The sequence below is a fragment of the Margalitia sp. FSL K6-0131 genome (genome assembly GCF_038008735.1).
Taxonomy (GTDB): domain Bacteria; phylum Bacillota; class Bacilli; order Bacillales; family Bacillaceae_C; genus Margalitia; species Margalitia shackletonii.
The window spans coordinates 1,654,759-1,679,604 of the sequence record NZ_JBBOZS010000001.1; the positions used below are offsets into that span (position 1 = coordinate 1,654,759).

The following is a 24,846-nucleotide window of genomic DNA, read 5'->3' on the forward strand; positions in this document are numbered from 1 at the left end:
GCCGTTTTGTCTAATTATTGAGCGTCTAAGAATTCCCGTACTTGTTCAGGGGATTTAGCATTAGCACTGTGTAAATGTGCCAGTTTTTCTCCATTTTTAAAAATTAGCAGGCTTGGAATTCCCATAACGGAATATTTTTCTGCAAGCTCAGGAAAATCGTCACGGTTAATTTCATACCATTTATATTGGCTATAATCCTTAATGACATCGTCAATAAACATATTCATTCTAGTGCAATCCGGGCACCAGCCTGCAAAAAATTTCATGATGACAGGCTCATTACCAGAGATTAATTCTTCGAATGTTTCCAGTTTCTTAATTTCCTCCAAGGTAGATCCTCCTTATGTTAAATAAAAATAGTTTACATTTTACTTCATTAGTATTGTATAGCTTCTTTTCTTTTCATACAATTTATTTGTTTTGCTTTCCTTTTGCGAAAAATGATTAGATTTTCCATTACAAACGCAACAAAGTGATGAAAAAATCTTTTGGTCAAGACAATGCCACAATTTGTGACTTTGTATCGTTGACATCAACCTGTATAATGTTATTATGACTATACTTGTTAAGTATGGAACAAGGATTTTAAGCTATAGTAGGAGACGAAACAGTATGACTTCTCAGACAACAAAATCATCTAAAATAGATTACGGGCTTGTTTTAACATTAATGCTAATGTGTATAGCCAGCCTTGTATCGGTTTATAGTGCTCAAAAATCGGGGCAGTATTCTGATAACTTTGTATTAAAACAAGCAATTTGGTATATAGTTGGAACGGTAATCATTGTGTTTACCATACGACTCGATTCTGACCAATTGAAAAAACTTTCCTGGTATTCATATGGGTTTGGAATTTTGTTGCTATTCCTTCTTGTCATTGCTCCAGCTTCCATTGCTCCCGATATTAAAGGGGCAAAAAACTGGTTTAAAGTGCCTTTCCTAGGGACTTTCCAACCTTCAGAAATTACAAAAGTATTTTTTATTCTTGCTTTATCGCGTTGTGTATTAGACCATCATCAAAAGTTTATAGTCAAAACATTAAAAACAGATTTCTGGCTTTTAGTGAAGTTAGGAATTATTACAATGATCCCTTCGGTTCTAATCATGCTAGAACCGGATCTTGGAACCGTATTGGTTTATTTAGCGATTATGCTCGGTATTATTTTCACATCCGGAATTACATGGAAACTTTTACTCCCTATATTTGGAGGGTTTTCAGCGATTGCAAGCATTGTTCTTTATTTTGTCATTTGGGCTCCACAGGTATTGAGTAAGTATTTACATGTGAAGTCTTATCAATTCGGTCGAATTTATTCCTGGTTAGACCCTTATAATTATCAAAGTGATTCTGGATATCAACTTATAAAATCACTTTTGGCTATTGGCTCTGGAGAAACATTAGGCAAAGGATTTAATCAAAGAGATGTCTATTTGCCGGAGAGCCAAACTGATTTCATTTTCAGTGTAATCGGGGAACAATATGGTTTTATTGGGGCTAGTATTGTGGTCAGTTTATTTTTTATGTTGATTTATCACATTACAAAGGCAAGTCTTGAAACGAAGAATGATTTTTATTCCTATATTTGTTCTGGTATCATTGCAATGATCACCTTTCATGTTTTCCAAAATATAGGGATGACGATTGGGCTTTTACCGATTACAGGTATTCCGTTACCATTTATCAGCTATGGTGGAAGTTCTTTAATGGGGAACATGCTTGCAATTGGTTTGGTGTTTTCCATGCGATATCATTATAAAAAATATATGTTTTCAACGGAGATTTAAAGAAATAGCCTGATAGGAAGAAAGATACTTCTCATCAGGCTATTTTTTATCTGTTTCTTTATTCAACCGTACCGCTTTCTATGATTTTTACCTTTGGTACTATTTTAAACGTAACATTTTTGTAGTCCGAGTCCCACCATTTATCCCAATCGAAATGTCTTGTAACATTCTCGGCACGTTCTCCAATCCCTACGGGGTCTATTTTATGCTTTTGAAAATCCTTCAATAACGATAATGTTTCTCTTTCAATCTTTTTTTCAAATGCCTTTTCAAATTTATTCATAATCGTATTAGAAATCTTTTTCCCGGTATATTCGCGAATGATGCCTTCTATATCTATATTAATAGTGACTTCGTAAGGATTCTTTTTATTATTTACTTTAATGTTATTACTGGAGTTAATACTTCTAACCACTACTTCCTCATTATTAATTTTCACTGCCTGGTTTCCCTGACTGTGCCGATCTACTAACAGTTTAAAGAAAAACATTTTTTTAGCGGGAAGTTCCATCACCATCTTTTTTGTATTAAATAAAGCAATCCCTGTAATCTGCAGCTCATTATTATTTACCTGCTTAATGATAGGCAAATAGGTGGTTCTTCCTTTTTCATGCAGATAGGCGCCAAATAAATGTAAATTTTGCCTTGGAACATCGAGATACTTCATATTATGGTCAAGCAGATCTTTAATATATATACCATTACCTGTGTTTCCGTATTTACCCATTAAGAGTGTGGAAGTACTGCCGTCTACAACAGCAAGATGAATCCTCGATCCAATATTAGGATCTCTTTGAAAGGAATCAATTAAATGGAAGAAACCGCGTTTCGCCAAACTCTTCCCAAATAAAGCAACCTGCAAACTTCCTGTTACTAAAGGCTGGTCAGATTTCTTTTGCAGATTCTCCAATATTTCTCGAGTAACCTTGGATTTTGCCACCAGCACATTATTGGATACACTTTTGTCTGGCATGTAGGTTGGATAAAGAATGGTTCCTTGAATTTTTCCATCCGTCCAATCAAAGCCTGCAGCCGTTTCAATATTTTGTTTATCGATGATCTGCTGCTGAACACATCCGCTTAAAATAATACTTGTGAACAGACATAGGATGAAGAGTCTTTTCATGCCTTTTTTTTCACCTTCTTTACAATGGATGCCAAAAGAAAAAGAATAGGTATATAAATGAAATTAAGGATAAATCCTGTGTTGCCAGTGATGGCATTTAACAAGTTAATTTGTAAACGATTATTAAATAAAGGACAGCAAATAAGGATGATTCCGCTTAAAATCCAAACGCCATATTTTTGTTTTATTTTCATGGTTCTCTTTAGTAAACGGGTAGCACACCACAGGGATAAACAAATATTGGGCAAAATAACCAAGCACCAATTTGCAATTCCGATATATTCGAAACGTTCCACAACCAGAAAATGGACTATTTTAAAAGTAGTTAATGTGGCCCAAATATCTTTTTGCAACTGTTCCTCCCCGTAAAATGCGAAGCAGATAATGGTCATATAAAAATAAAATAACAAAGAATAACATAATCCAAGGTGTGCCCATTTTTTTGATTTCTTTGGTTCTTTTATAAAAGGGTAATAAATCATAAGAGTTTCAAAACCCATATATGTTAGGGACATGCTTTGGGACGCTTCTAATAATTTATTAAACGAATGATTAAAAAGTGGTAAGAAATGGCGAAAATCACCAAATGGGATCGCAGCTCCAAGTACATAAATGATATACATTGGAAGAACAAACGAAAAAAAAGAAATGCCAATTACCGTTCGGATTCCTCCGAAAATAATATAAATACATAGCAATAGATAAAGCAAAGAAAACCAAAAGGTACTTAGATCGGGAAACATCCAAACTTGTATAACCTCGATATAGGAACGAAGAACGGTAATGGATAGTATAGAAAAATATAAGACAAAAAATATACTTAATATTTTCCCCAGCCATTTGCCAAATACAAATTGATGAACGTCGGTTAGATCTCCGTTTACCGTTTCCAGTTGTTTATACATGAATGACATCACCAGAAGGGATGCGACACCTGCAATAATAACAGATTGCCACGAATCATAACCTGCGATCATTGCGATAATTCTTTGGAATCCAAGAGCCCCTACCCCTATCTGCATGGATATAACGGAGTAAAAAACAAAATAGGGCGAAAATTTCCGGTTTTCCGGGATGGATTGAGGCTGCATAATATGACCTCCGCTTAATATTTCAGCTACTCATCAATATCTTTTTTCCGTTTTCCGTCCTTTGGCGGAAAGCGAACGGTATCTTTCGTTTGCAAATAAAGCGGGCGAAGTATTTGCTTATTAAAACCTAAGCGTACAATGGTATCCTTCAAATCAGGAAATCGTAAAGGATATAAAGGTTCTAAATATGGCCTTCCTAAAGAAGTTAATCGGATTAAATGGGTTAAAAGAATACAAAAACAAAATACAATTCCGAGCAATCCCCAAAGCTGAGCAAATAGTAAAAATGGGAATCGCAGGATACGAATGGTGTTACCGATTTTATAGACAGGTGTCGTAAAGGAAGCCAGAGCAGCTAAGGCAATTAAAATGAGTAGAACATTACTTGTAAAGCCGGCGTCAACAGAAGCGGTCCCGATAACGATACCGCCCACGATACCGATTGTTTGTCCGATTTTCGTTGGCAGACGTGCACCGGCCTCTCGCAAGAGCTCAATCGTGAGTTCCAGAACGAGTGCTTCTAGAATAGGTGGGAATGGCACTCCCTGACGAGAACTAATTAACGTCGCCATCAGGTTGGTAGGAATCAAATGATAATGATAGGTTAAGGCCGCTACATACAAAGGAGTTACCAATATAGAGAATAGTACGGCAAATATCCGTAAAAGTCTGAAGAAAGTGGCCATAACCCAGTTTATATAATAATCCTCGAATGAAACGAAAAACTCAACAAGCGTTGTCGGCCCAATCAAAGCATGGGGGGAACCATCTACAATGATGACCGCTTTTCCCTGGCTTAGTACACCGGCAGCCCGATCCGGCCTTTCAGTGTCCAGAAAGGATGGAAAGGGTGATGAATGATTATCAGATATAATTTGTTCAATAAAAGAACTATCACTAACCGCGTCAAAATCGATGGACTTCAGCCTTTGTCTGATGGTTTCCACATTTTCATTATTAGCTGTTCCATTAATATAAAGTAATACTACTTTCGTTTTGGAAAGCACCCCAACTTTATATTCTTCTAATATTAAATCCTCAATAGGCAATCTTTTTCTTATTAAGTTTATGTTTTGGTCAATAGACTCTATGAAAGCTTCCTTTGGTCCAATAACACTAAATTCAATTTCAGGAGCACTAACTGTCCGCGTGATTTGTTTTTGTGCGGAAATAAAAGCAAATTTACTATCTCTCTCGTGCTCTGTTCGCAGTAAAACATACCCATTATAAAGTTTTTGCTCAATTTGACTTAAATCCGTACTTAAATGGAAATCAGCTACGGGTAGAATTTTATTAAGATCTTCTACTTTTTCAAACCATTCTTCCAATAAATACGGAAGAACATCCTTTTGAATAATTTCCTCATCTGTTAAGGTGGAAATAAATTTTAAAGAAAAATGTAAATTTGTTCGGTGATTGAAATATTTTGCCTCTTTAATATCCTTGGATTTCGGTTGGTTATCCTGTGTAACTATTTGTTGCTGCTGCTGTTGATTGGTATTAGACGATTCCTGATTTTTCCTTCTTTTTTTAAAAAAGTCCATATCCGTTCCCCCGCATTGAAAATTGGATGGCCAGTAATCTGAGGGAAAATCCAGCCATCCTATCGAACATAGTCTTTACCAATAAAAGGTGTAATATGTAAAAGAAGTGAAAAGAGTAAAAAAAGCGGGACAGGGAATTAACCAAGGAGGGAAATGGGGACATATATCCAGGTACGTGAAGAAGTAAAAAGTCCTGAGCGCCGGAAGAAACAAAGGTGGGATAAAAGAGAGTTGATAAAAAAAGGGGACAAGAAATTTGTCCCCATGTCTCACTGTTTATTTAAGAAAATCTTTTCAATATCATCGAGCATTAAGTTAGCAGCGATTACACCGCCAGCAGTATTCCAAATAACATCATTTACTTTATGAACATTTCCTGCTTTCGCAACTTTTAGGTTTTTAAAGAGAGGATCATTAATATACTCTTTTTCCAGTGATGATGCGTTTCCATCACCAGTATCATAGGTGAAATAGAACAAAATGCCCCCATCCATTGCAGGAATTCGTTCTTTTGTCAAATTACGTTCAGCAAAATCATTTACATCCTGACCTTTTGGTCTTGCAAATCCAAGTTGGTCAAAGATAACACCTGCAAAGGTATCTTTATGATAAATTCGAACATCTCCGGACATAAAACGAACAAGGGAAACTTTCATTTTTGTTTTGTCTCCAAGCTCCTTCTTTATGTCAGCAATTCTTTGATCAAATTGTTGAATAACTTCTTTTCCTTTTGCCTCTTTATTAACTGCTTTAGCATAGAGGGAGAAGTTATCTTTCCAATCACCGCGCAATGTTTCAGCAAAAACAGTAGGAGCGATGGCACTTAATTGATCATATATTTTTTCTTGGCGCATTTTATTTCCGATAATTAAATCTGGGTGCAATTTTGCGATAGCCTCTACATTCACTTGATCTTCCGTACCGACAACTTTTACACCCTTCATTTTATCTTTAATATGGTCATACCATGGATGACCGGTCCAAGATTGAACTGCTCCAACAGGTTTTATACCTAATGCAAGTAGTGCTTCTGTACCTTCGTTTGTTAAAATGACAACACGTTTTGGTGTTCCTTTTATAGTGGTTTTGCCCATAGCGTGTTCAACAGTATAGCTTTTGTCCGAAGTATTATTTGTTCCTTTACCTTTTTCACTATTACTTACGCTCTTATTTCCACAAGCAGCGAGAAGAAGTAAGGATAATATAGCAATTATCGTAAATATGGATTTTAACTTCCGCATTATCTATGTACCTCCTGAATGTGATTGATAATCATTATCATTTATTCCTTCTTAATCATAAAGGGAGTGGGGAGGACTGTCAATATATAAATGAAAATGATTATCAAAATCATTGACTTCATGCCCAACTTTTCCTAGACTAGTGGTAGAGAATGATTGAAAGGTAAAAATAAAATGGTCTTAAAATATAATTGGCAGAAGTTAGTTGGAACGATTATAGCTGTCATATGTTTGGTATGCCTGATGGGGATGAGTATTATATATGGCTATACAGATACGTCTATAAAAACAGCCATTCAGTCCTTTACACATTTTAATGGATCCAATAAGCATATTATTATCACTACCGTTCGTTTACCAAGAGCATTTATTGCCGGTGCAGTGGGGGCATGTCTTGCCATGTCCGGTGTTATTATGCAAACACTAACGAAAAATCCATTAGCATCGCCGGGGATTCTTGGAATAAATGCTGGTGCGGGTTTTGCAGTTGTCATTGCAGTAACTATATTTAAAGTTACGAGTTTACAAGGATTTGCTTGGGTTTCCTTTGCAGGAGCTGCATTAGCTGCAATCATTGTTTATTTATTAGGGAATACAGGCAGAGAAGGATTAACTCCTATGAAGCTTACATTAGCAGGAGCTGCTATTGGTGCGTTATTTTCCTCCTTTACACAAGGTCTACTGACATTAAATGAATCCGCGTTAGAACAAGTATTATTTTGGCTAGCAGGTTCTGTTCAAGGAAGAAAATTAGAAATATTAACCTCCGTGCTTCCATATATGATTATTGGTTGGGGGGCAGCACTCCTCTTAGCTGGAAAAATGAATATACTGGCTATGGGAGATGATGTAGCAAAAGGGCTCGGTCTGAAAATCGGACTCGTAAAGATTGGCGCAGGTCTGATTGTTATTTTACTTGCAGGAAGTGCCGTTGCTGTTGCGGGACCAATCGGATTCATCGGAATTGTCATTCCCCATATCGCCAGAAAAATAATAGGAATAGATCATCGCTGGTTACTCCCTTTTTCGGGACTTTTAGGAGGCATATTACTGCTTGCTGCGGATATCGCCGCCAGATACGTGATTATGCCCTCAGAGGTACCAGTTGGTGTTATGACCGCCATAATCGGTGCACCATTCTTTATTTATCTGGCAAGAAAGGGGTTAACGAGACGATGAGTCAATATAAAAGTATTCGTCTTTTAAAAGGGAAAATATCATTCATCCTTGACCGTCGTGCTCTCTGGATCACAGGTACATTATTCCTTTTATTATTAATTGTATTTGTAACAAGTACTGGTTTAGGTGATATGAAAATAAATCCTTTAAGGGTTTTAAAAGTATTTTTTGGTGGAGGCAATGCTTTTGATCAATTAGTGATTACAAAATTTCGCCTTCCAAGAATTATCGTTGCATTGTTTGTTGGCATGGCCTTAGCTGTTGCTGGATCTATCTTACAGGGAATCATTCGGAATCCACTTGCATCTCCGGATATTATCGGTATTACTGGGGGAGCAAGTGCAGCTGTAGTAGGGTTTCTAGCGATATTTAGCAATGCAGATAATATACTGACAGTTAGCATAGATTGGCTGCCTGTTGCAGCCTTCCTAGGAGCAACTGTAGTCGCTTTTTTGGTGTATTTCTTAGCTTGGAAAAATGGTGTTTCGCCTATACGACTAGTGTTAATTGGTATTGGTGTATCTGCTGTTATGCAAGCCATTACGACAATGTTAATGCTAAAGGGTCCTATTTATAGAGCAAGTGAAGCGAATATTTGGATCACAGGTACAGTGAATGGATCCAATTGGAGTAATGTATATGTTATTGTTCCAACGGTGTTAGTACTTGTTATTATCTCGTTTATTTCAGCTAGAAGAATAAACATTCAGGAGTTAGGGGATGAACTTGCTACTGGTGTTGGAAGTCCCGTGCAAAAACAACGATTTCTGCTTTTAATCCTAAGTACTGCATTAGTAGGTTCGGCAGTTGCCTTTGCTGGAGGAATCGGATTTGTCGGTCTAATGGCACCACATATGGCGAGAAGGTTAGTCGGTTCGAGCTTTGGTGCACTTCTTCCGACTGCTGCATGTATTGGTGGAATTCTTGTCATGCTCGCAGATTTAATAGGACGGACAATTTTTCTGCCGCTTGAAATTCCTGCAGGTGTTTTTACTGCAGCAATTGGTGCTCCTTACTTTATCTATCTATTATTTCGGGCAAAAAATGCATAATGCAGGGTTGGATTAGTGGGATTTTTTAGAAAGGAAAGGAGAAAAAATTATGACCGGAACAATAGAAACAAAGGCTTTAACGTTAGGATATGGTGATTCTATTATCATAAATGAATTAGATATTGCCATTCCAAAAGGTGAAATTACGGTTTTTATCGGCGGGAACGGCTGTGGGAAATCAACTCTATTAAGATCTATTGCACGGCTTTTAAAACCGGAATCGGGCTCCGTACTTTTCGAAGGGAAGGATGTCGCAAAGCTTCCGACTAAAGAAGTGGCAAAAAAACTATCGATTTTGCCTCAGACTCCCGTTGCACCTGAAGGATTAACGGTTCTCCAGCTTGTAAAGCAAGGTCGTTTTCCTTATCAATCATGGCTAAAGCAATGGTCAGAAAAAGATGAAGAAATTGTCATGAATGCATTAAAAGTGACAAATATGGAGGAATATAAAGACCGACATGTAGATGAGCTTTCTGGTGGACAAAGACAGCGCGCGTGGATTGCGATGACATTAGCACAAGACACAGATGTTATACTGCTTGATGAACCAACAACCTATTTAGATATGACACATCAAATTGAAATCCTAGACTTACTTTTCGAATTAAACGAAAAAGAAAAACGTACGATTGTCATGGTACTGCATGATTTAAATTTGGCATGCAGATATGCCCATAACATCGTAGCGATAAAAGACAAACAGGTTTATGTGCAAGGAAAACCAGAAACGGTTATAAGCTGTCAAATGATAAGGGATGTTTTCGAAATGGATTGTCAGGTGACAATTGATCCACTTTTTGGAACACCGTTATGCATACCATTTGGAAAAGGCCGTTGTATCTTAAAGGATGGAGCAATCAATGCTGTCTAATTTAACGTCTTCTGAAGTGAATGCATTATCAAAGTTCCGCTTTACGGATCAAAAGCCCAGTGAAAGAAGAAATATCGCAGTTCACGAGTTATTTGATCATACTACATTACAAGACCATCTAAATAAAATCGGTAAACAAATGGGCTCACCAACACATAGAGTGACCGCTTCTTTATTGACGAAAAGAATGGCTTTCTATGCAGTTATCCATTTATATACTATGAGTGTTTTGAACAAAAGGTTAAGTGTTGATATAAAAGAAATGAGCCTAGTTGAAAAAGATGATGATTCATTGTGGTTGCCGGATTTTTATTTAGGGAATTTTATTATTAGCGAAGCATGCAAGAATCGGAATCAGTGGAGGGAAGAAATTGTAGAAAATTTGTTTGCACACTTTTTTCACCCATTGATAGAAGCACTTAGGGAAGTAACCAGATTTTCAAAAATGGTGATGTGGGAGAATATTGCTTTATATATTTTTTGGTTGTATGAATGCCTTTTGAAGGAAGAGAAAAAGATTGAAATAAAACAAAGAATAGAAGATGATTTTTGTTTTATTATACAGAAAGCAGAAGGCACATTATTTGGCCCTTATTTACAAAATCCACTGACTAGATTTGATCGTGAAAAAATATACCGGGAAGAATTCAATGAGTGGATTCGTGTACGAAAAACTTGCTGTTTATCCAATTTGTTAGATGCTAAAGATGGAAAACGATGTGCAACATGCCCGAATGGGTGCAATATGTCGCCATTTAAAAGGGAAAAAGGGACAGGTCCTACGTCCCAATATAAGGAGTAGGATCCATCCCATTAATGAAATAATGGACCTGAATCCCGATCCAAGGACGCTGCCTCGGCCAATAAATCAACAATATGGACAGCTTCCACTTTTTCTGACAAGCCTTCTCGTTCAATTCCAAGCTTCATTTGCAGCAAGCAGCCAGGATTGGCTGTGACGATGGTGGTGGCATTGGTAGCTTTCGCATTCACCATTTTGGAATCAAGAATTTTCATCGACATTTCCGATTCAACAATATTATATATTCCCGCTGAACCGCAACAGCTGTCAGCCTTGTTCATCTCTCGAAATTCTACCCCATCGATCGCCTTCAATAAGGTTCTTGGCGCATCCGAGGTTTTCATGACATTCCGCAAATGACAGGAATCCTGATAAGTCACGACACGCTCTGATAATCGTAACGGAACTTTATGATGAAACTCTAATTCTACTAAAATTTGTGTTATATCTTTTAATTTATTTTTAAAAGCAATCGCACGCTCTTTCCATTCAGGGTCGTCCTTCAGTAAATGATCATAATCGATTAAAAAGGCTCCGCATCCGCCGGCATTTGTAATAATATAATCCACATTTACCTTTTCAAAAGCTTCGATATTTCGCTTTGCCATTTCCATTGCTTTCGTTTTTTCACCACTATGACCATGCAGGGCTCCGCAACAGGCTTGTGATTTTGGAATGACAATTTCACATCCAGCAAGTTTGAGCAGCTTGATCGTTGCATTATTCGTATCCAAAAACATGGTATCCATTAGACAGCCAGCAAAGAAAGCAACTCTTTTCGCTTCTACACCGTTAGCCGGAAAATACTCGGGTCTGCTTTTTATTTCTTTTATAGTTGGCACTTTCGGCAACACTTTCTCCATGGTTGCCAAATTCTCAGGAAATAGCTTCATAAAGCCGATTTTCCTGGTCAGCTTTTGCAACCCGGAGCGCTGATAAAATCCTAATAGTCCAGTTACGGTTTGCATGCGGTTTTGATGCGGAAAAAGCCCTTCAAATACAGCATTTCGAACAGCTTGTGCTGGCATGGTGTGTTTTTTGTTTTGATGTATGATATCTCTTGCTTCTTCCAGAAGGTGGCCGTATTTCACACCGGACGGACAAACAGGCTCACAAGCTCTGCATCCCAAGCATAGGCTTAAGGAGCGTTCCACATCTTCATCCGGTTCCAGCACACCATCTTTTACTGCTTTCATTAAGGCAATTCTACCACGCGGAGAATGGATCTCCTGAAATCCAGATTCAATATAAGTGGGACAAGAGGGAAGACAAAACCCACATCTCATACAGTTTAATAATTCATCTTCATCCATCCGTTCAGCAAATTGCTGCCTAATAGTTGTTTGTTCTTTTATTGTAGTCATCTTGTCACCACCAAACGTTTCCGGCTCTCTTTCGCAAAGACCTTTCCAGGGTTCATAATATTATTAGGATCAAAACTAGCTTTAATTGCTTTCATCGCGGCAATTCCTTCTTTCCCTAGCTTCCATTCAAGATAGGGTGCTTTCATTGCTCCCACACCATGTTCACCTGTAATAGTGCCTCCAAGTTCTATTGCTTTCGCAAATATTTCTGCAAAAGCATGTTCCACTCGCTCTATTTCATCGCGATCGCGCACATCCGTAGGGCATGTAGGATGGAGGTTTCCATCACCTGCATGACCGAAAGTTGCAATTTTCACATGATATTTATCGGCTATTTCATTGATAGCACGAACCATATTAGCAATTTCTGATCTAGGGACTGTTGCATCCTCTAAAATAGTCGTTGGTTTCAGCCTTGCCAAAGCAGAAAGGGCAGCACGTCTCGCAGCAGTTAAATTTTCCGCTTCTTCATTTGTCCCCGCTATCTGCACAGACTCAGCTAATTCCTCATGACATATTTCTGCAATTCTCTTCATATCCCTTTCCACAATTTCAGGAGCTCCATCCTGCTCAATCAAAAGAACTGCTTTTACGTTAGTTGGCAATCCGATTTTGGCAAAGTCTTCAACAGCAATTAAAGTCGGCTGGTCTAAAAACTCAAGGGTGGCAGGGATGATTCTATTCGCGATAATTCTCGAAACAGTTCTTGCAGCAGCTTCCATATCTTGATAGAGTGCCAGCATCGTTTTCTTCGTTTCAGGCATCGGTATCAATTTAAGCGTTGCCTCTGTAATAATACCAAGTGTTCCTTCCGATCCGACAAATAGCCTTGTTAAATCATATCCGGCAACATCTTTTGCAAGCTTGCCTCCAGTACGGATAATATCCCCATTTGGAAGGACAATTTCAAGACCCAAAACGTAGTCGCGAGTAACTCCATATTTAAGGCCTCTTAATCCGCCGGAGTTCTCATTTAAGTTCCCGCCAATCGTTGATATTTTCATAGAGCTGGGATCCGGGGGATAGAAGAGACCAGCAGCTTCAACCGTATTAGTCAAATCGAGCGTGATAACACCTGGCTGAACGATAACGGCAAGATTTTCTTCATCAAGCTCGAGAATTTTATTCATATGCTTGAATAAGAGCACAATCCCGCCTTCAGTAGGGCAAGTACCTGCACAAAGATTTGTTCCTGAACCGCGTGGAACAATTGGAATCTTATGTTCATTGCAAAGCTTTACAATTTCTGATACTTCCTTTGTATTACGGGGTGCTACTATCATATCCGGCATGGATTGAAATTGCGGTGTGGCATCATAGGAATATACAAGTCTGCCAGCTTTTGAATCATCTATATTTTCATGACCAACTATTGAAACTAATTTTTCCTTTAGTGTTGAGGTAATCAAGAAAACGCCTCCAATCATTTTTCTTGATATAAGTATAGAAAAAGCGAGGGAATCTCGCTATGTATGTTGAAACAAAATATATGACATTATTTCGTTTTAATTTGTATATTCATCTAAAATTTGCAGGGCAATGTAGAGGATTGCTTGATCACGAGTATGTTTTGGGTTTAAACCAGTTAATTCTTCCGTTTTTTTCAGTCTATAATGTAAGGTATTTATATGAATATGCAAATGATTAGCTGTTGCTTTAATAGAATAATCATGCTGGAAGTATGCCTTTAAAGTTTCAATCAGTTCAAAGTCCATTAATATTGGCTTTAGTGTTCGCTCAATAAATAATGCTTTCGTTTCCATTCGCACATCATCGATTATCATTTCTAAAGTGAGGTCCTCATCAAATACAATCCACTCAGTCCCCTTGACGGAACGGAGTGCACGTTCAGCCTGCAAAAATGACTTTTTTAAATCCTTTGCCGGCGTAATATTTCCAACTCCAAAAATAAGGTCATCCTTCATTATTTTTTTCCAAGTAGAAAGTTTTTGCCTTAGCTGTTTTTGGTCAAGAGGTATATCTGCATCTAACAATAATAAAAAGCGATCATGTCCCCATCTTATTAGAAGTTCATTCTTTTCTAGAGTGTTATGCCACTTTTCAATAAGCTGCTGACTTGGTTGTGGATTATTTTCCATTTTTATAAGTACTAATTGTCTAGAAACATTTATGTCAATACCTAGTCTTTCCGCACGATTGATAAAAGTGGGATCCCATTCCCTGAGTTCAAGCCAATCAAAAATAAACGTTTCCATCGCGCGTATATGACGACCTGTTTCCTCAATATATATGCTTTCTTTAATAAGTAGCTCTGTCATCCTCTTTAGTAATTCCCCATACTGGGAAACTGCTTCAGGGCTACCGGTGATGCCAATCACTCCCTGTAAATATAGGTAAATTAATTCCAGCCTTTACTCCCATCATATTTTTCTCGTCTTCAAGTGAGATAATCAGCTTTTGTTTGCTTTTACAAGTTAATAAAGCTCCCTCGTGGAATTGGCCAATTCTTGTTTGATTAGTAGCAGCAATAATAATTCCGTTCGTATCCATGACGACAATTTCTTCATTTAATAATTTTCGGACCTCTTGAACAATCTTTTTAGCGAGATTGGCATGTAACAAAATAGGCACCCCATCCTGAAGTTTACTTTACACATATTATAGTGGAATGTTGAAGAGTTCGTCATACTAAAAGTGCGATTGATAATTGATGGGCTATCTATAAGATAGAAAACATTATGAAGGACAAAATGAAGTTGGGGAAGGGGGGAATTGTCCTTTATAACGTTGATGAAGGACAAACTGAAGCAAGGGAGGGATGGGAGTGTCCTTCATAAGGTTGATGAAGGACAAAATGAAGCAAGAAAAAGAAGGAAGTGTCCTTCACAAAGGTTATGAAGGACAAAACTAGCTCGATCAACAATAAATATGTCCTTCACAATAATTATGAAGGACAAGATTCTTTCAAAAATTAATTAATGCATTTGATTCCCATAAGGAAATTGTGAAGAATACTCCTGATGATTCTGATAGGATTGCTGCATTTTTTGCTGATCTGCTTCTTCAAGCTTATACCAGCCTTTGCGAAACATAAGATTAAAAATTTCCCGCTGCTCATTTTGTGTTTCGTTAAAAATGGACAATAGATCCTGATAAAGACCTTGATGGCTAGCTTCATTTAATGCATTATTATAGGAAGCAGTCATATATTTTTCCATTGATAATAAATCAGTAGCAAAATCGCGGTCATTCATTCGCGGTGTTTTTGGAACCTGTGTTTGCGGATTTTGAATACCTTGTTGGTTTTGCATATTTAACACCTCCTTCATTACATCATTTGTTGATTTTGTTGAATCGTTTGATTTGCTTGATTTTGTTGAAAAGCTTGAGCCTGATTTTGCAAATGATGCTGAAGATGTCCAAGTATTTGACTATAGTGGCGCTGGTGCATTTCTCCGCATTTTTCACATGCAGCTTTTACTTCTTCGTCTTGACAATGTTCAGCAGCAAAATGTGCTTTTTTCATCGCAAGTAAATTCCAAGCCAGCATATCATCAATATAAGACAAATCTTTCGTAGAGATGATGCTTGGCGGCTGATTCATAGCCGTTTGCTGGTTTTGCTGTTGCATAAAAATACCTCCTTTTTATCGATTTAACCCTGTGTATAACTTTTGAAAAGTTTATCTGCAAGTTTAGCTTCAGCGCCTATCGGCTAGTGAATTTCTCTGTCTACGCACTACGATAATTCAACATTTCCTTTATCTAGAGCCTGCGATTACGAAGGTGAAATTACACTTCAAATTTCACTCATCCATACGCCGATGGGTAATGCGCTTGCGTATTTGTTTTTTAGCGTTTTTTATATTGGTTATTTTGACTATTAACTTTTCCGCCGCCATCCGCTTCCACTGTAGGGCCTGCATTTCCTTTCACACTTGCTGCACTTACACCAGCCTTGGATGGATTTTTTTTGAGCCTTGCCACAGGTAACTTCACCTCCCAAATAGATTCTAAAAGTTAGATTTCCCATTACTGACCGAAATATCATTCAAAAGCAGGATTGTAAAATTTTTGCTCACTAAAAACAGGTTGAAAGCTTCAGAAAAACTCTTAGTATCGCTCTTTATTAAAATTTATAAATTTTTCGAGAATTAATTATTGAAGGAATTTAAATATTCATTTATATTAGAAGTAGTAAAACTCATTCGTGAGATATTTTTTTGGTTATAAAATGAATGAGTATTCATTCAAAATGTCGTCGAAGGGGGAAATATCATTGGGTTACAGTATTAAAAAAGCGGCTGTTTTAGGTTCCGGTGTAATGGGCTCAGGAATCGCTGCTCATTTGGCGAATATCGGTATTCCAACATTATTGTTGGACATCGTACCGAATGAACGAACGAATGATGAAATTACAAAGGGATTAACATTAGAGGATAAAGCGGTACGAAATCGATTTGCCAATAGTGCCGTACAAAAATTATTGAAACAAAAACCAGCTCCGCTAACTACAAAAGAGAGTCTGGCGCTGATCCAAACAGGAAATATGGAAGATGATATTTCAAAGCTTTCCGAAGTGGACTGGGTTATTGAAGTAGTAGTGGAAAACTTAACTATTAAAAAGAAAGTCTTTGAACAGGTAGATAAATATCGTAAGCCAGGAAGCATTGTAAGTTCAAATACATCAGGAATTTCTGTTGAAGCAATGGCGGAAGGCCGCTCAGAGGATTTCCAGAAGCATTTCCTTGGTACACACTTTTTCAACCCACCAAGATACTTAAAGCTTTTAGAGGTGATACCAACTAAGAATACAGACCCAGCAGTTCTGGAGTTTATGAAGACATTTGGCGAAGATGTTCTGGGAAAAGGGGTTGTGTTTGCGAAGGATACTCCCAACTTTATCGGAAACAGAATAGGAACTTACGGACTTCTTATAACCGTTCAAGAAATGCTAAAAGGCGGATACAGTATCGGTGAGGTTGATTCCGTAACAGGTCCGCTTCTAGGAAGACCGAAAAGTGCAACATTCCGTACCCTTGATGTTGTAGGGTTAGATACCTTTATCCATGTTGCAAACAATGTGTATGAACAAGTGGAAGGAAAAGAAAAAGAAGTATTTGCCGTACCTGATTTTATGAAGAAAATGTTTGATAAGGGCTGGTTAGGAAGTAAATCCGGTCAAGGATTCTATTTGAAAAAGGGCAAAGAAATCTTAGAACTTAATCCGGAAACGCTTGAATATGAGGAACGCAAAAAGCTCTCGTCACCATCCTTGCAAATGGCTAATCAGCAAAAAGGAACCGCTGCAAAAATGAAAGCGCTAATATATGCGAAGGATAAAGTTGGTTCTTTGCTGTGGAATATAATGGCACCAGTTCTTGTGTATTCCGCGGAATTATTAGATGTCATTGCTGATGACATTGTATCCGTAGACAACGCGATGAAGTGGGGCTTCGGCTGGAAGTTTGGGCCATTTGAAACTTGGGATGTTATCGGAGTAGAAAAATCTGTTCAATTAATGGAAGAATCGGGATTAACCGTTCCTGCATGGGTAAAAGAAATGGTGGAAAAAGGAAATACTTCCTTCTATAAAGAGGAAGAAGGAGTCCAGTATTACTACCATAAAGGCGAATATAAACAAGTAAAACGCAATCCAAAAGTAATTGATTTAGCTCAATTGAAAAAACAGGGCAAATTGATCAAAAAGAATACAGGAGCAAGCCTTATTGACATAGGTGATGAAGTTGCACTATTAGAATTCCATTCACCGAATAACGCAATTGGTCTAGATATCATTCAAATGATCAATTTCGCCATTGATGAGGTGGAGAAAAACTACAAAGGGCTTGTTATCGGAAATCAAGGGAAAAACTTCTGCGTTGGAGCCAACTTAGCATTAATGTTAATGGAAGCACAAGATGATAATTTCTTTGAATTAGATATGGTTGTCCGTCAGTTCCAAAATGCGATGATGAAAGTGAAATACAGTCCAAAGCCTGTTGTAACAGCACCATTTGCGATGACACTAGGCGGAGGGGCAGAAGTTTGCCTTCCATCTGCACATATTCAAGCCTCTATGGAAACCTATATGGGTCTTGTAGAAGTAGGTGTTGGTCTCCTTCCTGGCGGCGGCGGAAACAAAGAGCTTTACATCAAGCATTTGAGAAATATGCCTAACGGGGTTGATTTCGACTTACAAAAAGTAGCAAATAAAGTGTTTGAAACCATTGCAATGGCAAAGGTTTCGACATCTGGCGAAGAAGCACGTTTAAATAATTTCTTAAGTAATGCGGATGGAATCAGTGTTAACGGGGACCATCAACTTTACGACGCTAAACAAGCAGTCTTAGCACTTCATGCAAAAGGCTATAAGGCACCTGCTCGCAAGAAAGTTCCAGTTGTAGGTGAAACCGGATATGCAACTCTTTTATTAGGTGCACAAGCAATGCACTTATCCGGTTATATTTCCGAGCATGACATGAAAATCGCAAAGAAAATTGCTTATGTCATCGCTGGCGGAAAAGTGCCATATGGAACAGAGGTAGATGAACAATATCTGCTTGATCTTGAAAGAGAAGCATTCCTGAGCTTGATTGCTGAAGGAAAGACGCAGCAAAGAATGCAATATATGCTGACAAAAGGAAAACCTTTAAGAAATTAAAACTCATTCTTCTTAATAGATGGCTGTTTTCGCAAAAGATTGTGGCTTTTCGTATACGTAAATAATTCTTAAAATGGATAGGATTCGCGCTCTTTTCTACATTCCGCTTTTCATTTGATTGTAGAAAATCACCGTAAAAATCCTACTGCCGATTTTTACTCATATGTAAATAGCTACAAAGTTTAAGAAAAGAGCCTAATAGATGGACATATATTCGAAAGGTGATTTTACCTATTTGATAAATCACCTGGAAAGAGGGGAAGTAAATGCGTGAAGCAGTCATTGTAGCCGGGGCCAGAACACCGGTTGGAAAAGCGAATAAAGGAACACTTGCCAATGTTCGTCCAGATGATTTAGGTGCATTAGTGGTAAAAGAAACGTTAAAAAGAGCGGGAAATTATGAAGGAAACATCGATGATTTAATTATCGGCTGCGCCATGCCGGAAGCAGAGCAAGGCTTGAATATGGCTCGTAATATCGGAGCATTAGCAGGGCTTCCAGATACAGTACCTGCAGTAACCATTAACAGATATTGTTCTTCTGGACTGCAAGCAATTGCATATGGTGCAGAAAGAATTATGCTGGGATCCTCTGATACCATCCTTGCCGGCGGTGCGGAATCTATGAGTCTTGTACCGATGATGGGGCATGTAGTCCGTCCAAATGCCACGTTAGCTGAAACGGCCCCACAGTATTATATGGGAATGGGGCATACTGCTGAACAAGTCGCAACGAAGTTCGGAGTATCACGTGAAGATCAGGATGCATTTGCCGTTCGCAGTCATCAAAAAGCAGCTAAAGCAATTGAAGAAGGGAAATTTAAGGACGAAATTGTACCAGTTGATGTTACCCTTCGTTCAGTAGATTCAAAGAATAAATTAGTAGAAAACAAGATTTTATTCACAAATGATGAAGGTGTTCGTCCAGAATCAACTGTAGAGGTTTTAGGAAAGCTTCGCCCTGCGTTCTCCGTAACAGGTAGTGTTACAGCCGGAAACTCATCACAAACAAGTGATGGAGCAGCGGCAGTCCTATTAATGGATGGTGAAAAAGCAAAATCATTGGGCTATCAGCCAATGGCCAAATTCCGTTCTTTTGCAGTTGCAGGGGTTCCGCCTGAAATTATGGGAATTGGCCCAGTAGAAGCAATTCCAAAGGCCTTAAAAATTGCTGGACTGGAATTATCGGATATTGGATTATTTGAATTAAATGAAGCCTTTGCATCTCAATCGATTCAAGTGATTCGCAAGCTTGGTTTAAATGAAGAGATTGTGAATGTAAACGGCGGAGCAATTGCTTTAGGTCATCCGCTTGGCTGTACAGGAACGAAATTAACACTTTCTCTTATTCATGAAATGAAAAGACGTAACGTACAATTTGGTGTAGTAACAATGTGTATTGGCGGCGGCATGGGAGCAGCTGGCGTATTTGAATTAATGTAAATGATTTCAAGGAGGAAATGACAATGACAAATCAAACGGAAAAATTGATTAAAGGCGGCAGCTTTTTAATTGAAGATATTTCTTATGAACGAATCTTTACACCTGAAGACTTTTCAGATGAGCAAAAAATGATTGCCAAAACGACAGAAGATTTTATTGATAACGAAGTATTGCCACAAGTTGAGTATTTAGAAAAGCATGAATTTGACCGCTCAGTAAAATTATTAAAATCAGCTGGAGAACTTGGTTTATTAGGTGCAGATGTACCAGAAGAATATGGCGGTTTGGATCTTGATAAAGTAAGTTCAGCTTTAATTGCTGAAAAAATGGCAAAATCAGGCGGATTCTCTATTTCCCATGGTGCTCACGTTGGGATTGGTTCCCTGCCGATTGTTTTATTCGGTAATGAAGAACAAAAACAAAAATATTTACCTGTACTTGCAACCGGTGAAAAAATTGCTGCTTATGCACTGACAGAGCCAAGCTCAGGATCCGATGCACTTGGTGCAAAAACAGTCGCAAAATTAAACGATGCGGGTACACATTATATTTTAAATGGTGAGAAGCAATGGATAACCAATGCAGGTTTTGCAGATGTATTTGTCGTTTATGCAAAAATCGATGGGGATAAATTCTCTGCATTTATCGTAGAACGTGAATTCCCTGGTGTATCAACAGGTGCAGAAGAAAAGAAAATGGGGATTAAAAGCTCCTCTACACGTACTTTAATTTTAGAGGATGCCGAAGTACCGGTCGAAAATCTATTAGGCGAAATTGGTAAAGGCCATAAGATAGCATTTAACATTTTAAACATCGGTCGTTATAAGCTTGGTGTAGGTACAGTTGGCGGTGCGAAAAGTGCTTTTGAAATTACGGCAAAATATGCGAACCAACGCAAGCAATTTAAAACACCAATTTCCGAGTTTAACTTAACGAAGGAAAAACTGGCAACAATGGCTTCGAAAATCTATGCATCTGAAAGCTCTGTATACCGTACAGTAGGTCTTTTCGATGAAAGAATGAGCCAATTAACTGAGGAACAATCGAAGAATGGATTAGAAGTTGCAAATTCTATTGCAGAATATGCGATTGAGTGTTCCTTAAACAAAGTATTTGGATCAGAAGTTCTTGATTATGTAGTTGATGAAGGTGTGCAAATTCATGGCGGATACGGTTTCATGGATGAGTACGAAATTTCTAGAGCATACCGTGATTCCCGAATTAACCGTATCTTTGAAGGAACAAACGAAATTAACCGTTTAATCGTACCTGGAACATTTATGAAAAAAGCACTGAAAGGCGAATTAACATTGCTTCAAAAAGCTCAAAGCTTACAGGAAGAGTTAATGATGATGATGCCCGAGGAAATTGGTGACGCTCCATTAGAACAAGAAAAATATTTAACTCGCAATGCGAAAAAGGTTGCATTAATGATCGCTGGACTTGCAGCACAAAAATTTGGTACTGCTTTAGAGCATGAGCAAGAAATTCTTGTTAATATAGCGGATATTGTTTCCTTAACATACTCTATGGAGTCAGCTCTGCTTCGTACAGAAAAAGCAATTGCAAAAGATGGTGTAGAAAAGAATCAGCAAAAACTTCTATATACACAAATCTTTTGTCAAGAATCCTTCTATGAAATTGAACAATTGGCAAAGGAATCGTTAGTAGCAATTGAAGAAGGCGACACATTAAGAATGATGCTATCTGCATTACGAAAATTAACACGCCACAATCCTATTAATGTCATTGCGAAAAAACGTGAAGCTTCTGTCAAACTTATTGAAGCAGAAAAATACGTTCTTTAATAGATATTAGCCAACAAATCATTTGATTTGTTGGTTTTATTTTTAAAAATTCATATGGTATGCTTTTTTTAATAGGGAAACCTAAAAGAGAATTCATTTCTTTTTGGGGGCTCCAATGAAATCTTCAAACTTTAATCCCATTAGAATAATGCAATCTAAATTTTATATATCCGTCTCTGTAAAGTTTTGGATTAGTCATATCCTGGCATTGTTTTGGATGCTATTCTCCATTTATTTATCCGTCCCATGGATTAAGGATCTTGGAAATCTAATTTCGATTCCGGCAGCTATTGTGGTTATTTCCGGTATTTCCTATATACCGGGTTATATGAATGCATTTCTGGTTGTAAGTTTATTGTTTGACAAACAGCCGCCTTTTAAAAAAGAATATCCAGATATTCCTGTAACGATCATTATTGCCGCTTACAATGAAGAAAATGGAATTTATAATACCTTAAAATATGTTAAAAACCAAGACTACGAAGGAGAAATATATGTCATTGTTGTAAATAATGCATCAGAAGATCAAACAGCAACGGAGGTACTTAAGGCAAAAGATGAACTACAATTAAATTTACTCTTATTAAATGAGGAAAAACCTGGGAAGTTCCATGCTTTGAACAAGGGGCTAAAATATGTCGAGACAGAGAACGTAATAACGCTCGATGCGGATACAATAATTCATAAATCTGCGGTAAGATATTTAATGGCTCGCATGATAAGTAGTCCTATTGATGTTGTGGCAGTTGCAGGCTCGGTTCTTGTCCGTAATAGCCGCCAAAATATTTGGACAAGAATACAAGAATGGGATTATTTTTTAGGCATTGCTTCCATCAAACGTTTGCAGGGCCTCTATCAGGGAACTTTAGTAGCTCAAGGGGCATTTAGCTTGTATAAAACAAAATACATTAAAGAAGTTGGTGGATGGCCGGATGCTATCGGAGAAGATATCGTATTAACTTGGAGACTATTGGAAGGTAAGAATAAAGTATTTTTCGAACCATTGGCGGTAGCCTTTACGGATGCACCAACATCAATCCTTCATTTTGTCCGTCAACGTTCACGCTGGGCAAGGGGAATGATTGAAGGGCTGCGAGAAATCAAACCATGGCAGCAGCCACAAATATATACGAAATATTTAACAGGAATCAACTTCATTATGCCTTTTTTAGACATAAGCTACACCCTATTCTGGATACCTGGTTTAGTTTTAGCATTTTTTGGTCATTTTTGGATAGTGGGGCCAATGACCTTTTTTGTTTTACCACTAACGCTTATAAGCTTTGGAATTCTTTACTTATATCAGAAGAGATTTGTTTTTAGACCGTTAAATCTTCGAATTCGAAAAAACTTTATCGGTTTTATTCTCTTTATTTTGGCCTATCAAATGATCATGTCTCCTGTTTCAACCTATGGTTATATACAAGAATTTTTTCAGCTAAAACGCAAATGGGAATAGGATAAAAATCAATAAATTTGCTATTAGCATAGAAGGTAAAATAAAATTTGTGTCGAAATAGTATTATTGCAGCATGATTGTACTATCCATGAGAAAGGAAGTGAAACGCAGATGGCATTGACGTTTTATTGGTATCCTAAATGCGGTACTTGCCGAAAAGCAAAAAAATGGTTAGAGAGTCATAAGCATGAATTGATAGAAATTCATATTGTGGACTCGCCGCCATCTAAAGAGGAATTAAAAAAGCTCTACCATTTAAGTGGATTAGATTTAAAAAAGTTCTTTAATACGAGTGGACAAAAATATCGGGAACTCGGATTAAAAGATAAAATAAAAAGTGCATCAGAAGATGAATTACTTGATATACTTGCTTCTGATGGAATGTTAATGAAGCGGCCACTAGTTACAGATGGGAAAGATGTAACAGTTGGATTCAAGGAAGAAGAATTTGCACAAAAATGGGGATAAGAATGTAGTAAATTCTTGATTTACATACAACTTTTATGTAAATATTAACTTGTTATGTATTAATATCATAAGTCGAATTTCGACTTTAAACGCAAGTTGGGTGAGTACATATTATTATGGGAATTTCACCTGTATTTTTGAACATATTGATGGAGGGATTTTTCAATGAGTTTACCAAGTGAATTACGTTATTCAGAAGAACATGAGTGGGTAAAAGATGAAGGCGGTAATGTTCGCATCGGAATTACAGATTTTGCGCAGTCTGAGCTAGGCGACATCGTTTTCGTGGAGCTTCCTGAGGTAGGAACAGAAGTGCAAGCTGACGAACCATTCGGGAGTGTGGAATCTGTTAAAACAGTATCCGAGCTTTATGCACCAATAAGCGGAAAAGTTGTGGCTGTTAACGAAGATTTAAATGACAGCCCTGAATTTGTAAATGAATCACCATATGAAAAAGCGTGGATGATCGTAGTGGAACCATCTAATAAAGAGGAAATAAGCGAATTATTGACTGCAGAACAATATCAAGAAATGATTAACGAAGATTAATCAAAAACACCTTGGTTCTTCCAAGGTGTTTTTCCATAGATAGGATGATAGAACGTGAACGATTTAACATATGAAGAAATCAGCGAAATGATGGTAATGCAAGATAAAAGTTATACCCTCTATTTATATACTCCTTTATGTGGTACATGCCAGGTTGCGGGTAAGATTCTCAGAATAACAGAAGAACTTTTACCTTCCTTACAAATGTATAAAACAGATTTAAATTACTCTCCACAACTTGCCGAAAAATTTCAAATAGAAAGTGTCCCTTGCCTACTCCTTTTTCAAAACGGAGTATTAAGGGAAAAAATTTATGCATTTCATTCTGTTCCATTCATATTCGAAAAATTAAAAACACTTTAGAACGAATATTACAAATAGGTAGTAATATATCCAAAATATCACATATTTCTTGGGAAATAAGTAGGATAACAGTCGTGA

At 37.5% G+C, this 24,846-nt stretch carries 23 protein-coding genes and 1 pseudogene; 12 read left to right on the forward strand and 12 right to left on the reverse strand.

What is annotated here, in order from left to right:
• Positions 1 to 14: 14 nt before the first annotated feature.
• On the reverse strand, positions 15 to 329 hold the full coding sequence (locus tag NSQ59_RS07920) for a thioredoxin family protein (protein WP_055738883.1): 315 nt from the start codon (positions 327 to 329) through the stop codon (positions 15 to 17).
• A gap of 283 nt (positions 330 to 612) precedes the next feature.
• Between NSQ59_RS07920 and NSQ59_RS07925 the strand changes: the two genes are divergently transcribed.
• Entirely contained in the window at positions 613 to 1,785 is a 1,173-nt protein-coding gene (locus tag NSQ59_RS07925; protein ID WP_055738884.1) for an FtsW/RodA/SpoVE family cell cycle protein, read from the forward strand.
• 58 nt (positions 1,786 to 1,843) lie between these two features.
• On the opposite strand, the gene NSQ59_RS07930 is transcribed toward NSQ59_RS07925, so the two are convergent.
• The 4 genes from NSQ59_RS07930 to NSQ59_RS07945 all read right to left on the reverse strand — a co-directional run bounded on the left by NSQ59_RS07930 (position 1,844) and on the right by NSQ59_RS07945 (position 6,787).
• Positions 1,844 to 2,911: a Ger(x)C family spore germination protein gene (locus tag NSQ59_RS07930; RefSeq protein ID WP_340830602.1), complete on the reverse strand. Its 1,068-nt coding sequence runs from the start codon at positions 2,909 to 2,911 to the stop codon at positions 1,844 to 1,846.
• Positions 2,908 to 4,002: a GerAB/ArcD/ProY family transporter gene (locus NSQ59_RS07935; protein WP_055738886.1), complete on the reverse strand. Its 1,095-nt coding sequence runs from the start codon at positions 4,000 to 4,002 to the stop codon at positions 2,908 to 2,910. Before NSQ59_RS07935 ends, NSQ59_RS07930 begins: the two co-directional genes overlap by 4 nt.
• Positions 4,003 to 4,028: 26 nt before the next feature.
• A complete protein-coding gene (locus NSQ59_RS07940; RefSeq protein ID WP_055738887.1) occupies positions 4,029 to 5,546 on the reverse strand; it encodes a spore germination protein in 1,518 nt (505 codons plus the stop codon).
• Between the two features lie 269 nt (positions 5,547 to 5,815).
• Complete coding sequence (locus NSQ59_RS07945; RefSeq protein WP_055738888.1) at positions 5,816 to 6,787, reverse strand: ABC transporter substrate-binding protein; 972 nt, start codon at positions 6,785 to 6,787, stop codon at positions 5,816 to 5,818.
• Positions 6,788 to 6,961: 174 nt separating this feature from the next.
• Here NSQ59_RS07945 and NSQ59_RS07950 point away from each other — a divergent pair, with 174 nt between their 5' ends.
• Genes NSQ59_RS07950 through NSQ59_RS07965 form a run of 4 tightly spaced genes read left to right on the forward strand, consistent with a single transcriptional unit; the run spans position 6,962 to position 10,691 of the window.
• Positions 6,962 to 7,966: a FecCD family ABC transporter permease gene (locus NSQ59_RS07950; protein WP_055741158.1), complete on the forward strand. Its 1,005-nt coding sequence runs from the start codon at positions 6,962 to 6,964 to the stop codon at positions 7,964 to 7,966.
• On the forward strand, positions 7,963 to 9,018 hold the full coding sequence (locus NSQ59_RS07955) for a FecCD family ABC transporter permease (protein ID WP_055738889.1): 1,056 nt from the start codon (positions 7,963 to 7,965) through the stop codon (positions 9,016 to 9,018). Before NSQ59_RS07950 ends, NSQ59_RS07955 begins: the two co-directional genes overlap by 4 nt.
• A gap of 49 nt (positions 9,019 to 9,067) precedes the next feature.
• Positions 9,068 to 9,889 carry an ABC transporter ATP-binding protein gene (locus NSQ59_RS07960; protein WP_055738890.1) on the forward strand — a complete coding sequence of 274 codons (822 nt, stop codon included), beginning with the start codon at positions 9,068 to 9,070 and terminating at the stop codon, positions 9,887 to 9,889.
• On the forward strand, positions 9,879 to 10,691 hold the full coding sequence (locus tag NSQ59_RS07965) for an IucA/IucC family C-terminal-domain containing protein (protein WP_055738891.1): 813 nt from the start codon (positions 9,879 to 9,881) through the stop codon (positions 10,689 to 10,691). The genes NSQ59_RS07960 and NSQ59_RS07965 overlap by 11 nt, the downstream gene beginning before the upstream one ends.
• 11 nt (positions 10,692 to 10,702) lie before the next feature.
• Here the strand turns inward: NSQ59_RS07965 and NSQ59_RS07970 are convergent, their stop codons facing one another.
• The 7 genes and pseudogenes from NSQ59_RS07970 to NSQ59_RS08000 all read right to left on the reverse strand — a co-directional run bounded on the left by NSQ59_RS07970 (position 10,703) and on the right by NSQ59_RS08000 (position 16,002).
• Entirely contained in the window at positions 10,703 to 12,055 is a 1,353-nt protein-coding gene (locus NSQ59_RS07970; protein ID WP_055738892.1) for a (Fe-S)-binding protein, read from the reverse strand.
• A complete protein-coding gene (glcD, locus tag NSQ59_RS07975; RefSeq protein WP_055738893.1) occupies positions 12,052 to 13,464 on the reverse strand; it encodes a glycolate oxidase subunit GlcD in 1,413 nt (470 codons plus the stop codon). The genes NSQ59_RS07970 and glcD overlap by 4 nt, the downstream gene beginning before the upstream one ends.
• Before the next feature lie 96 nt (positions 13,465 to 13,560).
• A complete protein-coding gene (locus tag NSQ59_RS07980) occupies positions 13,561 to 14,334 on the reverse strand; it encodes a PucR family transcriptional regulator (protein WP_340833150.1) in 774 nt (257 codons plus the stop codon).
• A pseudogene (locus NSQ59_RS07985) lies at positions 14,308 to 14,647 on the reverse strand (sugar diacid recognition domain-containing protein); the annotation flags it as partial. The pseudogene NSQ59_RS07985 and the gene NSQ59_RS07980, both read right to left, overlap by 27 nt.
• Positions 14,648 to 14,991: 344 nt before the next feature.
• Complete coding sequence (locus NSQ59_RS07990) at positions 14,992 to 15,327, reverse strand: spore coat protein (protein WP_055738895.1); 336 nt, start codon at positions 15,325 to 15,327, stop codon at positions 14,992 to 14,994.
• 17 nt (positions 15,328 to 15,344) lie between these two features.
• Positions 15,345 to 15,647, reverse strand: coding sequence for a hypothetical protein (locus NSQ59_RS07995; RefSeq protein ID WP_055738896.1), 303 nt, complete (start codon positions 15,645 to 15,647; stop codon positions 15,345 to 15,347).
• Between the two features lie 220 nt (positions 15,648 to 15,867).
• A complete protein-coding gene (locus NSQ59_RS08000) occupies positions 15,868 to 16,002 on the reverse strand; it encodes a YuzL family protein (protein WP_083489243.1) in 135 nt (44 codons plus the stop codon).
• A 268-nt stretch (positions 16,003 to 16,270) separates the two neighbouring features.
• Between NSQ59_RS08000 and NSQ59_RS08005 the strand changes: the two genes are divergently transcribed.
• From NSQ59_RS08005 to NSQ59_RS08035, 7 genes are all read left to right on the forward strand, one after another.
• Entirely contained in the window at positions 16,271 to 18,679 is a 2,409-nt protein-coding gene (locus NSQ59_RS08005) for a 3-hydroxyacyl-CoA dehydrogenase/enoyl-CoA hydratase family protein (protein WP_055738897.1), read from the forward strand.
• 266 nt (positions 18,680 to 18,945) lie between these two features.
• A complete protein-coding gene (locus NSQ59_RS08010; protein ID WP_055738898.1) occupies positions 18,946 to 20,121 on the forward strand; it encodes an acetyl-CoA C-acetyltransferase in 1,176 nt (391 codons plus the stop codon).
• A gap of 23 nt (positions 20,122 to 20,144) precedes the next feature.
• Complete coding sequence (locus NSQ59_RS08015; protein WP_055738899.1) at positions 20,145 to 21,929, forward strand: acyl-CoA dehydrogenase family protein; 1,785 nt, start codon at positions 20,145 to 20,147, stop codon at positions 21,927 to 21,929.
• Between the two features lie 115 nt (positions 21,930 to 22,044).
• On the forward strand, positions 22,045 to 23,388 hold the full coding sequence (locus NSQ59_RS08020; RefSeq protein ID WP_055738900.1) for a glycosyltransferase family 2 protein: 1,344 nt from the start codon (positions 22,045 to 22,047) through the stop codon (positions 23,386 to 23,388).
• A gap of 111 nt (positions 23,389 to 23,499) precedes the next feature.
• Positions 23,500 to 23,856 carry an arsenate reductase family protein gene (locus NSQ59_RS08025; RefSeq protein WP_055738901.1) on the forward strand — a complete coding sequence of 119 codons (357 nt, stop codon included), beginning with the start codon at positions 23,500 to 23,502 and terminating at the stop codon, positions 23,854 to 23,856.
• Positions 23,857 to 24,021: 165 nt separating this feature from the next.
• Complete coding sequence (gene gcvH, locus NSQ59_RS08030) at positions 24,022 to 24,405, forward strand: glycine cleavage system protein GcvH (protein ID WP_055738902.1); 384 nt, start codon at positions 24,022 to 24,024, stop codon at positions 24,403 to 24,405.
• A 54-nt stretch (positions 24,406 to 24,459) separates the two neighbouring features.
• Positions 24,460 to 24,768 (forward strand): thioredoxin family protein, encoded by a 309-nt coding sequence (locus tag NSQ59_RS08035; protein ID WP_055738903.1) that lies wholly within the window; start codon positions 24,460 to 24,462, stop codon positions 24,766 to 24,768.
• Positions 24,769 to 24,846 lie beyond the last annotated feature (78 nt).